The 12,849-nt window shown below is 59.6% G+C and carries 11 protein-coding genes (1 of these 11 running past the window's edge); 8 read left to right on the forward strand and 3 right to left on the reverse strand.

Annotation, left to right across the window (positions count from 1 at the left end):
- The 4 genes from ACQY1P_RS21735 to ACQY1P_RS21750 all read left to right on the forward strand — a co-directional run.
- On the forward strand, positions 1–490 hold the 3' portion of the coding sequence (locus tag ACQY1P_RS21735) for a TetR/AcrR family transcriptional regulator (RefSeq protein WP_062463649.1). 113 nt of this gene lie to the left of the window's left edge; only the last 490 of its 603 coding nucleotides appear in the window; the start codon falls outside the window, past its left edge; its stop codon occupies positions 488–490.
- A gap of 145 nt (positions 491–635) precedes the next feature.
- Positions 636–1,829 carry an efflux RND transporter periplasmic adaptor subunit gene (locus tag ACQY1P_RS21740; protein WP_430255422.1) on the forward strand — a complete coding sequence of 398 codons (1,194 nt, stop codon included), beginning with the start codon at positions 636–638 and terminating at the stop codon, positions 1,827–1,829.
- A gap of 66 nt (positions 1,830–1,895) precedes the next feature.
- On the forward strand, positions 1,896–5,006 hold the full coding sequence (locus ACQY1P_RS21745) for an efflux RND transporter permease subunit (RefSeq protein WP_430255424.1): 3,111 nt from the start codon (positions 1,896–1,898) through the stop codon (positions 5,004–5,006).
- 112 nt (positions 5,007–5,118) lie between these two features.
- Positions 5,119–6,567 carry an efflux transporter outer membrane subunit gene (locus tag ACQY1P_RS21750; RefSeq protein ID WP_430255426.1) on the forward strand — a complete coding sequence of 483 codons (1,449 nt, stop codon included), beginning with the start codon at positions 5,119–5,121 and terminating at the stop codon, positions 6,565–6,567.
- A 131-nt stretch (positions 6,568–6,698) separates the two neighbouring features.
- Here the strand turns inward: ACQY1P_RS21750 and efp are convergent, their stop codons facing one another.
- Positions 6,699–7,268 (reverse strand): elongation factor P, encoded by a 570-nt coding sequence (efp, locus tag ACQY1P_RS21755; protein WP_062463637.1) that lies wholly within the window; start codon positions 7,266–7,268, stop codon positions 6,699–6,701.
- Positions 7,269–7,430: 162 nt separating this feature from the next.
- Between efp and epmA the strand changes: the two genes are divergently transcribed.
- Both epmA and ACQY1P_RS21765 read left to right on the forward strand, forming a co-directional pair.
- Positions 7,431–8,501: an EF-P lysine aminoacylase EpmA gene (gene epmA, locus ACQY1P_RS21760; RefSeq protein WP_092665301.1), complete on the forward strand. Its 1,071-nt coding sequence runs from the start codon at positions 7,431–7,433 to the stop codon at positions 8,499–8,501.
- Positions 8,498–9,544: a lysine-2,3-aminomutase-like protein gene (locus ACQY1P_RS21765; RefSeq protein WP_430255429.1), complete on the forward strand. Its 1,047-nt coding sequence runs from the start codon at positions 8,498–8,500 to the stop codon at positions 9,542–9,544. Before epmA ends, ACQY1P_RS21765 begins: the two co-directional genes overlap by 4 nt.
- A gap of 41 nt (positions 9,545–9,585) precedes the next feature.
- On the opposite strand, the gene ACQY1P_RS21770 is transcribed toward ACQY1P_RS21765, so the two are convergent.
- Entirely contained in the window at positions 9,586–10,599 is a 1,014-nt protein-coding gene (locus tag ACQY1P_RS21770; RefSeq protein ID WP_244476271.1) for a glycoside hydrolase family 5 protein, read from the reverse strand.
- Positions 10,600–10,963: 364 nt separating this feature from the next.
- On the opposite strand from ACQY1P_RS21770, the gene purU reads away from it, so the two are divergent.
- Both purU and ACQY1P_RS21780 read left to right on the forward strand, forming a co-directional pair.
- The gene (gene purU, locus ACQY1P_RS21775; protein WP_113112157.1) at positions 10,964–11,848 is read left to right on the forward strand and encodes a formyltetrahydrofolate deformylase; all 885 of its coding nucleotides are present in this window, start codon (positions 10,964–10,966) and stop codon (positions 11,846–11,848) included.
- A 486-nt stretch (positions 11,849–12,334) separates the two neighbouring features.
- Entirely contained in the window at positions 12,335–12,532 is a 198-nt protein-coding gene (locus tag ACQY1P_RS21780; protein ID WP_430255432.1) for a hypothetical protein, read from the forward strand.
- Between the two features lie 66 nt (positions 12,533–12,598).
- Here the strand turns inward: ACQY1P_RS21780 and ACQY1P_RS21785 are convergent, their stop codons facing one another.
- Positions 12,599–12,835 (reverse strand): Lrp/AsnC ligand binding domain-containing protein, encoded by a 237-nt coding sequence (locus ACQY1P_RS21785; protein ID WP_062463623.1) that lies wholly within the window; start codon positions 12,833–12,835, stop codon positions 12,599–12,601.
- Between the last annotated feature and the right edge of the window lie 14 nt (positions 12,836–12,849).

Below are 12,849 nucleotides of genomic sequence, written 5' to 3' on the forward strand. Positions count from 1 at the left end.
CGAATTGCAGATGTCGCCCGCCAATGTCTTCAAGCACTTTCAATCCAAGACGGTGCTTGCGGATGCAATCTGCGACCGGCACACCACCAGGATGATCGGTCGCTTCGACGCGAAGGACGATTCCGTCCCGGCGCCGGCGAGGCTGGGGCTTGTCGCGCGCCGCCTGATGGACGCGCATCTGGCCGATATCAGGGATAATCCGCTGTTTTTCGAAATGCTGGCCATGATGGCAAGTACCGACCTGCCCAGCGGCCGGCATTATCGAAAGCTCATCGAGGATCTTTTCGAAAGCGTCGTTCGCCACGGCTTCGAAACCGGGGTTTACAAGTCCGCACCGGAAAGTACCATCGGGCGGAGCGTTGCCCCTTGCTTTGCAGGGGTCCTCCACCATGTCTTTCTTATACATGCCGACGAGGCGGAGCTGCATGCCCGCTGCGACGGACTTGTCGAACTCGTGAATGCTGCACTGCAAAGCCCGCTTGCAAAGTGACGATAAGTGAATTACGTCACTTCGAGGCTGGGCTGTGGCGGTTCCGCCCCTTGCCATGCTTCCTCCCGCTTTTTGTGGGTTAACCTGTCCCTCCCGAGGAAATCCGGTTCTTCGGAATGCGCAACGACCGGCCCTGGATCCAACGATGACCCCCCGCAAACTGCTTCTCCCCCTCCTTTTAACGGTCTTGCTCGCCTCCTGCAGCGATTCCGATCAGCAGACCGCAAACGCTCCAGCCGGCGGCGCACCTCAGAAGCCGCCGCAGGCCGTCAGTGTCGTCGTCATGCAAAAGGCCGAGCGGCCGATTACCTCGATTTTGCCGGGCCGCGCCGTTGCATTCCAGACGACCCAGATCAGGCCGCGTGTGACCGGCGCCATTCGTGAGATCAGCTTCAAGGAAGGAAGCGAAGTCAAGGCGGGCGACATCCTCTATCAGATCGAGGACAATCTTTACGAGGCGACCGTTGCGCAGGCGAGAGCGAGCCTTTCCAAGGCCGAAGTCAGCATCCCGGCCGCGCAGGCAAACCTCACCCGCTACGAGCGGCTGGTCAACAGCGGTGCGACGCAGATCGAATATGAAAATGCCAAGGTCACCCTGCTTCAGGCCCAGGCCGATGTGGCGCAGGCCCAGGCCGCTCTGCAATCGGCCGAGATCGATCTCGACCTGACCAAGATCCGGGCACCGTTCGATGGCGTCACGACCATCTCCAATGTCAGCCTCGGCAATATCGTCACCGCCAACCAGACCGACGCGCTGTCGACACTGCGCAAGCTCGATCCGATCTATATCGATCTCATCGATTCCAGCACCAATCTCCTGGAGCTTCGTGCAGCCTTTGCGTCCGGACGGGTCACCGGCGATCCTCGCAACGCCGAGATCCGATTGCGGTTGGAGGACGGCAAGGCTTACGAACCTGCCGGCAAGCTCGACATGTCGGAAATGGCTGTCAGCGAAACCACCGGCACGTTTCAGATCCGTGCCGTGTTCCCCAACCCGGACAATATCGTTCTGCCCGGCATGTATGTGCGTGCGACGGTGACGCTTGGCAACGAAAACGGCTATCTGATCCCGCAGCGTGCCGCGACCCGCAATGCCCGTGGCGAACTGACGGCGAAATTTGTTGGCGCGGATAACAAGGTGGAAACGCGGACCTTCACGGTCAGCACCACATCCGGCAACAACTGGCTGGTCACCGACGGCATCGCGGATGGCGATCGCCTGATCGTCGACGGGTTCCAGTGGATTGCCGACGCCGCCGCCGTCCAGCCCGTCGAAGTCACGGTCAACGAGCAGGGATTTACTGTCGAGAAGCCGAAGGTTGATGCGCCGAAGCCGTAGAGGTTGAGGTCCGCATCCCGCAACAACGCGAAGAACGCCGCCCCGAATACGGCAAGGAACAAGTGAATGGCCCATTACTTCATCCGGCGGCCCGTCTTCGCCTGGGTTATTGCGATCGTGATCATGCTCGGTGGTGCGCTCGCCATCACCACGCTGTCGATCTCGCAATATCCGGATATCGCCCCGACCACGGTGCGCATTTCTGCCAGCTATAACGGCGCCAGCGCCGAAACCGTCGAGAAATCGGTCACAACGATCATCGAAGACGGCATGACCGGACTCGACGATCTCACCTACATGAACTCGTCGTCGTCAACGGGACGCGCGACCGTCACGCTGACATTCGGCAACTCGATCATGCCTGATATCGCCCAGGTTCAGGTGCAGAACAAGTTGCAGCTGGTACAGTCGCAGCTGCCTGACGTCGTGCAGCAGTCCGGCATCGAAGTCTCGCGCTCCACCTCCAGTATCTTGATGGTCGGCGCGCTTGTGTCGTCGGACGGCAAGCGCAGTTCGGTCGATCTCGGCGACGTGTTCTCGACCCAGATCGAAGATCAGGTGAAGCGCCTGGAAGGCGTCGGCAGCATCAATATCTTCGGCTCAGGCTATGCAATGCGCGTCTGGCTCGATCCCTTCAAGCTGCAGAAATACCAGTTGACGTCGGCCGACGTCACATCCGCGATCGAAGCGCAGAATACCCAGGTGTCCGTTGGTTCGCTCGGGGCGCAGCCCGTGTCGGAAGGTCAGCAGCTCACCGTCACCATGACAGCCCAGAGCCAGCTGACCACCGTCGACGACTTCGAGCGGATCATCCTCAAAGTCGGACAGGACGGCGCAACAGTCAGGATATCGGATATCGGCCGGGTCGAGATCGGCCAGGAAAGCTATGGTGGCAGCTCCCGCTTTAACGGCAAGCCGGCGGCGGGCTTTGCGGTCAACCTCGCGACGGGCGCCAATGCGCTTGATACCGCCGAAAGGGTAAAAACTGCCCTCAACCGGGTCGAGCCGACGCTTCCCGAAAATGTCAGCATCACCTATCCCTACGACACGACGCCGTTCGTCGAGCTGTCGATCGAGAAGGTCATTCACACGCTGATCGAAGCGATCGTTCTGGTCTTCGTGGTGCTTCTGGTCTTCCTTCAGAACCTGCGGGCAACGCTGATCCCCATGGTCGCCGTTCCGGTGGTGTTGCTCGGGACATTCGGCATCCTGGCGCTGACGGGCTATTCGATCAACACTCTCACCATGTTCGCCATGGTGCTGGCGATCGGCCTTCTCGTGGATGACGCAATCGTCGTCGTCGAAAACGTCGAGCGCATCATGGACGAGGAAGGCTTGTCGCCGCTCGAGGCGACCGAAAAGTCCATGCATGAAATCACCGGCGCCATCATCGGCATCGCGCTGGTTCTGACGGCCGTGTTTATTCCAATGGCCTTCTTCGGTGGGTCGACAGGCATCATCTATCGCCAGTTCTCGATCACGATCGTTTCCGCGATGCTGCTTTCGGCCGTGGTTGCGATCGTGCTGACGCCGGCGCTCTGCGCGACGATCCTGAAGCCGGTCAATCACGAGAAGAAGAAAAAGGGCGTCGGCGCCTGGTTCAACCGCGGCTTCGACAAGACGACAAACGGCTATGTCGGATCGATCGGCTACCTTCTGAAGCGGCCGCTGCGCGTCATGCTTCTTCTCGCACTGATTGTCGGCGGTTGCGGTCTGTTGTTTTCAAGGCTCCCCAGCTCCTTCCTTCCTCAGGAAGACCAGGGCGTTCTGATGGTGCTTGTCCAGACTCCGAACGGTTCGACGACCGCCAGAACCGAGGAAGTGGTCAAGCAGATCGAGTCCTTCTTCCTCAACGACGAGAAGGACAGCGTCGCTTCGGTATTCGGTGCGATGGGCTTCAGCTTCAATGGCACCGGCCAGAACAATGCGATGATCTTTGCCAAGCTCAAGGATTTCGATGTTCGCACCGAGCCGCAGCAGGAAGCGGCCGCCGTTGTGCAGCGGGCTCAGCGCCATTTCTTCGGACTGCGTGACGCGCAGGTGTTTGCACTTCTGCCACCAGCAATCCAGGGCCTCGGCAATTCCAGCGGCTTTTCGATGTACCTTGTCGACAGCGGCAACAACGGCAATCCCGCTTTGACGAGCGCATCGCAACAGCTGATGCAGATCGCCGGCAGCAACCGCAATATCGGCTCGCTGCGCAGCAACTCTCAGAGAACCGAAACGCAGCTGCAGATCCTTCTCGACCAGGAGAAGCTGGGTGCGATGGGTGTCGACCTCGCTTCGGTCAATTCGATGCTGACGACCATCTTTGCCGGTCGCGACGTCAATGACTTCACGCTCGAGAACAAGCTGAAGCCCGTCTATGTGCAGGGTGATGCGCCTTACCGCATGCAGCCGGAAGACCTCAAATACTGGTTTGCGCGCAACACCGGCGGCGAGATGGTCCCGTTTTCGTCCTTCAGCACCGTCCAGTGGAACACGGGCACGCCGCAGCTTGCGCGGTTCAACGGCGTCAGTGCCATATCGCTTGACGGCGCGACCGGCGCCGGCGTCAGCACCGGTCAGTCCATGGACGAGATGGAGAAGCTGACTGCGGCATTGCCGGGTGGCTACTCAGTGGCCTGGCAGGGCATCTCCTATCAGGAACGGCTGTCTGGCTCCCAGGCTCCCATGCTTTACGGCCTGTCCGTTCTGATCGTATTCCTCTGCCTTGCGGCACTTTATGAAAGCTGGTCGATTCCGTTCTCGGTCATTCTCGCGGTTCCGATCGGTGTCCTTGGCGCATTGGCTGCAGCCTATCTCCTTGGCCAGTCGAACGACGTCTACTTCAAGGTCGGTCTTTTGACGACGATCGGATTGGCGGCGAAGAACGCCATCCTGATCGTCGAATTCGCCAAGGATCGTCAGGAGACAGGTATGGGCGTGCTCGAAGCGACCCTTGAGGCCGCAAGATTGCGCCTCCGTCCGATCATCATGACGTCGCTTGCATTCATTCTCGGCGTGGTACCACTTGCGATCGCAACGGGCGCCGGCTCTGCCGCTCAAAACGCCATCGGCATCGGCGTGCTGGGTGGTATGCTTTCTGCAACACTGCTCGGAATTTTCTTCGTTCCGTCCTTCTTTGTTGTTGTGCGCCGGTTATCAAAGCGTGAAAAACAAGTGAAGACAGTGTGAATCTGTTAACGGATTGCCAGCATCGAATCGCCGCTCGTCTGAGCGGGAGGCTGTGCAGTGATTTGCTCCGCTGTTCGCGGGGCCCCATTCTTAAGCGTTTCGGGACAAAGATATGACATCCATTCGCGTAGCCGCCCCTCTCGTCATGCTCCTCCTTTCCGGCTGCGTGGTCGGACCGAACCATCAGGCGCCGGAAGTGTCCCTTCCTTCGAAGTTTGCCGAGGGTGCGCAGACGAGCAATGGCGACGTTTCCATGAAGGCTTGGTGGACGGCGTTTTCCGACACGCGCCTGAACGGCTACATGCAGACGGGCCTGTCGCAGAACCTCAGCGTTCTTCAGGCCCTGGAACGCATCAACCAGGCCCAGGCGTCCGTCGTCAGTGCCGGCGCCGGCGGTCTTCCGTCGCTCGATATCGATGCGCAGGGCGAGCGTAGCGGCACGAAGGACATCGGCGGGCGGCTCGGTCCAACATCGACCGCTCCGCAATCATCCGCCGTCGGTGGAGCCAGCGCGTCCTGGTTGCTGGATCTGTTCGGCCTTTACCGCCGCAGCAAGGAATCGGCTCTTGCCAGTCTCGACGCCGCCTATGCAAGCGTCGACGTTGCGCGCCTGAGCCTGCTTTCGCAGGTTGCCGCAGCCTATATCGATGTTCGCTACTATCAGGAGCGTATCGCGATCACCAAAAAGAACCTCGGTTCTCGCCGTGAAACGCTTGATCTCACCAAGCTTCAGCTGGAAGCCGGTGCTGCCTCCAGACTGGATGTTGTTCAGGCCGAAGGTCTTGTGAACTCGACACTGTCAGAGCTGCCAGGTCTCGAGACCCAGTATCGCACCGCGGCGCATCGCATCGCGACGCTTCTCGGCATGCCGGCGTCCACACTGCTTCCTGAACTGCAGCGCGGTGCCCGCCAGCCGGTCGCCCGCTACAGCACCAAGACCGGCATTCCCGCCGACCTGATCCGCAATCGACCTGACATTCGTGCGTCCGAACGGCAGCTTGCCGCAGCCGTTGCGCAGATCGGCGTTGCCGAAGCACAGCTCTATCCGGCGATTACGCTCGGTGGCTCCATTTCGCCATCCTACACCCGCGTTGCCGGAAGCGGCGAAAGTGGCATCCTGTCCTGGTCCTTCGGTCCGGCCTTGTCTCTTCCGATCTTCGACGGCGGCGCCCTGCGTGCCAACGTCAAGTCGTCCGAATCGTCAGCCCGCGAAGCCTATCTGTCCTGGAAGCAGACGGTTCTCGATGCCGTTGAGGAAGTCGAGAACGCGCTTGCCGCCGTTGCCCGCGATGGCCGCACCGTGGCAGCGCTCCGTGCGACCGTGAAATCCTACGAGGAAGCTCTGCAGCTCGCAACCGCAAGCTATCGTGATGGCGCCTCCTCGCTGCTCGACGTTCTCGACGCACAGCGCGAAGTTTCCACCGCCCAGGCAAGCCTGGCCCAGGCCGTACAGCAGATGGCGCAGGACTATGTCTCGCTCAACGTCGCACTCGGTGGCGGTTATGCCTTCGGATCACCGACGGCGCAGGTGGCCTCTGCCAAGCTGGTTCTGAAAAACTAAACAGCGAAACAGGATGGACCGGCCGGTTCGCCGGCCCATTTCTTCTCGCGGGATCGCCAGACAACAAAAAACCTCCGAAGCCTGCGGCTCGGAGGTTTTTTTTTATGCTCGAATGAAGCCTGATGCTTCGATCAGTTCTTGGCGCGCTCGACGTAGGAATTGTCTTCCGTGGCAATGACGACGCGGGTGCCGGTATCAACATGCGGCGGAACGGCCGTGCGGATGCCGTTCGACAGGATCGCCGGCTTGTAGGAGGACGATGCTGTCTGTCCCTTCGTGACCGGCTCTGTCTCTACGATCTCGAGCGTGACGTGACGCGGCAGCTGCAGCGCGAGCGCGATACCTTCATGCATAGACAGGACGCAGGTCATGCCTTCCTGCAGATACGCCTTCTGGTCGCCCATCGTATCCACGTCCACGACGATCTGATCGTAGTTTTCCGGGTTCATGAAGTGGAAGCCTTCGCCGTCTTCATAGAGGAACTGGAAGTTGACGTCTTCGACGAAGGCACGCTCGACCTGTTCCGTGGTGCGCCAGCGTTCCGAAACCTTCACGCCGTCAACGATGCGACGCATGTTGACCTGGGTCACCGGAGTGCCCTTGCCGGGATGGAAGTTCTCGGCGGTGAGAACCACATAGAGCTTGCCGTCGACGTCGATGACGTTACCCTTGCGGACGGAAGATGCGATGACCTTGACCATTTGAATTCCTTGTTGGCGTGCCGGCTTGTAACTGCCGGGAATGCGTCGTAGAGGACCGGGCGATAACCGGCCTGAAGGACGGATGATCTGTTTTCCGGGCAACTACCGCAAAAACGCGCAAAGTGGAAGCCTTGCGGGCAAGAACCCGCGAAGAAAGCCGAAATGAGCCTGTTTCGATCCGAAGCCCGATCTGCGCCATGGTGGACACCGGAAAACCACGCTGACCGGCGGCCTTTCCTGATGGGCCGCAACGGGCTTCAGACAGCGCTGCGGGGTTTCTTCGGCAAGGCGGATTTCATCGAGGTCGACACTGCGACCTTGCAGGTATCGCCCGGCAACGAAACCCACCTTCATGCCTTCGCGACGCAAGCGCTGACGATCGACGGCCGCGCAGCGCCGCTTTACCTGCACACCTCGCCGGAATTTGCCGCAAAGAAGCTGCTTGCAGCCGGCGAGAAGCGCATCTTCACCTTCGCGCATGTCTATCGCAACCGGGAGCGCGGCCCCTTGCACCACCCGGAATTCACCATGCTGGAATGGTACCGGGTTGGCGAAAACTACGAGCAACTGATGGCCGATTGCGCCGACATGCTGAAACTCGCCGCCGAGACCACGGGGACGAAGCGGTTCGCGTTTCGCGGCATGGAAACCGACCCCTTTGCCGACCCCGAAATCGTGACGCTGGCGGAAGCCTTCCTTCGATACGCCGGGATCGATCTGCTTTCCTCCGTGCAAACCGATGGCGCGACCGATCGCGACGCTCTCGCGTCCGAACTCACCCGCACCGGCCTCCGGGTTTCAAAGGACGATACCTGGGCGGATCTGTTCAGCAAGGTCTTGGTCGAAAAGATCGAACCGCATCTCGGTCAGGGCCGGGCGACGATCCTCTGCGAGTATCCCATCTCGGAAGCAGCCCTCGCCCGACCCTCGGCCCGCGATCCCCGCGTTGCCGAACGCTTCGAGCTCTACGCATGCGGCGTGGAACTGGCGAACGCTTTCGGCGAACTCACCGATGCGGCCGAACAGCGCCGCCGGTTCGAGCACGACATGGCGGAGAAAGCGCGCATCTACGGCGAGACCTATCCGATCGATGAGGATTTTCTGTCAGCCCTTTCGATCATGCCGCAGGCAAGCGGCGCAGCGCTGGGCTTTGATCGCCTGGCCATGCTCGCAACCGGCGCGACCCGTATCGACCAGGTCCTGTGGGCGCCCGTCGCCGAGGTTTTGCCGTGAGCGTTGCGCGTACCTTGAAAACGCCCGAGGAACTGGCCGATGCAGGTCTGATTGCGCAAGACCGTCTCGACGGCATCCGTGCCGTCGCCGGCAGTTACGCGATCGCGCTGACGCCGACGGTCCTCTCGCTGATCGACCCGACCGATGACGCCGATCCGATTGCGCGACAATTCGTGCCCGACGCAGCAGAGCTTATCAGCACACCGGACGAACGGGCCGATCCGATCGGCGACGCGGCGCATAGTCCGGTCAAAGGCATCGTCCACCGCTACCCGGACCGCGTCCTTCTGAAGGCCGTGCACATCTGTCCTGTTTATTGCCGTTTCTGCTTTCGCCGTGAAATGGTTGGCCCGCAGGGCGATGGAACGCTTTCGCCGGACGAACTAACGGCCGCGCTCGACTACATCCGCACTCATGAGGAAATTTGGGAAGTCATTCTGACCGGCGGCGATCCGCTTGTCCTGTCTCCGCGCCGGCTTTCCGTGATCATGGTTGGATTGGCTGAAATCGAGCATGTCAAAATCGTGCGCTTTCATACGCGCGTGCCGGCGGTCGAGCCCGAGCGGGTGGATGCGCCGATGATTGCGGCGCTGAAGGAAAGCGGCAAGACAATCTATGTGGCGCTCCACGCCAACCATCCCCGCGAAATGACTGAGGACGCGCGGGCTGCCTGCGCAAGGCTGATTGAAGCCGGCTTTGCGATGGTCAGCCAGACGGTCCTGCTCAAAGGCATCAACGACGACCCGAAAGTGCTCGGCGACCTGATGAAGGCTTTCGTCGAAACGCGCATCAAACCCTATTACCTGCACCATCCGGACCTGGCGCCAGGCACAGGCCATTTCCGGCTCGATATCGCCGAGGGCCAGCGAATCGTTTCGGCTCTGCGCGGCACCATTTCCGGACTTTGCCAGCCGACTTACGTGCTCGATATTCCAGGCGGCCATGGCAAGGCGGTCATCGGCGAAAGCGCTGCGCGCCCTGAAGGCGGCTGCTACTCCGTCCGCGATTTTCGCGGCAACGAACACACCTATCCACCGACGTGAATTGATTCCACGTTCGGTGATTCACGTGAAATATTGACGGCTTACCGCCCGCAGGAAGCATTTTCCGACATCGCTTTCAGAAGCGTTGCCATCTGCGGCTTGTCGACCGTGCGAACCGGCTGGATGTTGAGGATCTCGTCTTCCGGCCACCAGTCACCGGCTGCCCAATAGGCCCAGCCCAGCCACGCATCCGGGTTGCTCTCGACGACCTTGACCATATCGACCAATGCCGACTGGCATTCCGGCTGGCGCGGAACGGCAAACTCACCCAGCAGTCCACGCCGGTTGTTCTGCTTCAACCAGGTGCCGACGTCGGAGAGCGCCTTGACCGCATCGGCGGCACGCGAGCATTCGTCATTCTTGCCGGAGAAATCCTGGTCAAGATACTGGTGCACCTCGAAAACGTAATTGTTCTGCGGGTCGACGATCGCCGACATCGCGGCAGCGTTGGTGGTGCCGTAATCCCCGGCAGACCAGCTATGGGCGCCGGTCCAGGCCGTGCCGGGAACAAGGATCAGACTGGCGGACCCGGCCTGCCGGATGGCTGCGATCGCACCGTTGGCGGCGGACACCCAGTCTTCGGCTGCAATACCATGCGGTTCGTTCATCAGACCGAACGCAATGTCTGCCTCTGTGCCAAACCGTACCGAAAGCCTGCGCCAAAAGTCGGCGAACGCGCTTTGCGGAACGTTGTCCGTCCCGATCAGATCACCCTTGTAGCGCGCGTAGTTGTGCGGATCGAGAATAACGACCATCCCGGCTTTGCGTACAAGCTCGACAGTAGCCGCAAGCCGCTTGGCCTCAGCCCGATCGAACGACGCATAGAGCTTGGGCTGCAGCCTTTCCCATAGAAATGGCAGCCGAACGGCTGTGAAGCCCTTGCTTGCAAAATAGCGGATCGTTTCGGCGGAAGGGTAAGTGTAGCCTTTACCGTAGGCATCGCCAACCTTACCGAATTCGGCACCGGCGAGATTGATGCCCCGCATACAGGTCGTGGCAGCGGAAACCGGCTGCGTCGCGAGACTGGCCGCACCGATCAAGGCGATTCCCCTCAAGGCAATGCTTCTGAGGTTTCTACCCAACCAGGCCTTACCCTGAAACCGCCCCGCATATCTAGCCACCAGCATTCCTCCCGTATCTTACAAAATCCGACGAAATAAATATTCGAAAATATTGAATGACAAATGCGCGGCGGACCAAGCACCGCGACGGTGATCAACGCGTGAAAGGCGCAAAAGGACCGGAATTTTTGACGTCCTTGCCTAAGCTGCCGTTTGTAAGGGTGGAACGTTCCATTGCTTTGAGCCGGAACGGAAAAACGCCTCCGTATTTCTGTTCTTTCCTGCGCCTTCGGATATGGTCCGCCGGCGTGGTTATGTCTACAAGGATCTCCGCCAAGTGCAGACCAAGGGGTTATCGATGAAAAGCTATGTACTGACCGTCACCTGCCGTTCCACGCGCGGCATTGTTGCTGCGCTTTCCGGCTTTCTGGCGGAACAGGGCTGCAACATCATCGACAGCTCGCAGTTCGACGATCTGGATACCGGACGGTTCTTCATGCGGGTCTCATTCATCTCGGAAGAAGGCGTCGGTCGCCCGGCAATTGCCGAAGGCCTCAAGCCGATCGCCGAAAAATTCGAGATGGAATGGGACATCTTCGATACCGAGGAGCGCATGAAGGTGCTTCTGATGGTGTCGCGCTTTGGCCATTGCCTGAACGATCTTCTCTACCGCTGGAAGATCGGCGCGCTGCCGATCGATATCGTCGGCGTCGTTTCCAACCACTTCGAATACCAGAAGCAGGTCGTCAACAACGATATCCCCTTCCACCACATCAAGGTGACGAAGGAAAACAAGCCGCAGGCCGAGGCCCAGTTGCTTGATGTCGTCGAGGCAAGCGGTGCCGAACTGGTGGTGCTCGCCCGGTACATGCAGGTCCTGTCGGATCAGCTGTGCCAGAAAATGTCGGGCAAGATCATCAACATCCACCACTCCTTCCTGCCCAGCTTCAAAGGTGCAAACCCCTACAAGCAGGCCTATCAGCGCGGCGTGAAGCTGATCGGTGCGACCGCCCACTACGTCACTGCCGATCTCGACGAAGGCCCGATCATCGAGCAGGACACGGTACGTATCACCCACGCCCAATCGCCCGACGATTACGTTTCGCTTGGCCGCGACGTGGAAAGCCAGGTTCTGGCCCGCGCGATCCACGCGCATATTCACCACCGCACCTTCATCAACGGCAATCGCACGGTGGTCTTCCCGCCGAGCCCCGGCTCCTACGCCTCCGAGCGTATGGGGTAATCCATCCGAGTCATCTAATGCTTTGATCCGACTGTCGGTTTACCGACAGTCGGCGCAGCGCCGGATAACAACCTGTCACAATAACTTTAGCGGGCCTCATCTTGTCGCAGACGAGGCCCGCACCTATTTCCTGGCTTGTCGAAGGACAGGCCATCGCGAATGAAATTTCACATTTCCGCCGCGATACTGTCATCAGACAGAAAAATATTTCCTTTAAAAGGATTTTCGTTGATCGCATTCTGCGAGTCACCTAAAGTCCACTTTCGATCGACGGACGTTTCCCGTCGGCATTTTACGCAACGCCATGAGGGAGAGTGACATGATTAAACCTGCTTACGTCGCCGCCTGCGGTCGGTTCGCGTATAAGATGCTAGGCACGGAGCGTAGCTCCCTTCCGTGCTGTCGAATGTAGACCTTTCAGTTCTTTCGTTCCTGAAAATCCATTCGCCAGTGCTGCGCTTTAGGCAGCAAACGCGGGAGCATGCCATGCAGAAGCAAGTCATAGAATTCGGCGGCGAGCCCGTCGGTATCGTTATCCCGGATCAAGACCGGTTGAAATTCATTGCCGTGAAGTTCCACGTCATCGATCTCGATGAGCAGCGCTTCAATTCGCCCGACGAAGTGAAGGTTGCCATTCGCGATCTGGTGCGTGCACGCAACCAGGCGCCGACGGCGCTTGCCTGATCAATCCTGATGACCGAGACAGAAAAGCCGCCCTTGAGGCGGCTTTTTTATGCGAGGTTTTAACGCTCAGAACGCCGTGAATGTCATCGTCGTCAGCGACCGCTCGATACCCGGAATGGAGGCGATCTTCTCGTTGACGAAGCGGCCGATTTCATCGTCGCCGCTGATATATACCTTCAGAAGCAGGTCCCAGTCACCGCTGGTGGAATAGAGTTCGGAAGCCAGCTCGGTCTTGTAGATCGCATCGGCGACCTCATAGGTCTTGCCGGGCTTGCAGCGAAGCTGGACGAATATCGGTTTCATCAGGGTCTTCCCGT

This window comes from Neorhizobium sp. DAR64872/K0K18 (assembly GCF_050500175.1).
GTDB classification, from domain to species: domain Bacteria; phylum Pseudomonadota; class Alphaproteobacteria; order Rhizobiales; family Rhizobiaceae; genus Neorhizobium; species Neorhizobium soli.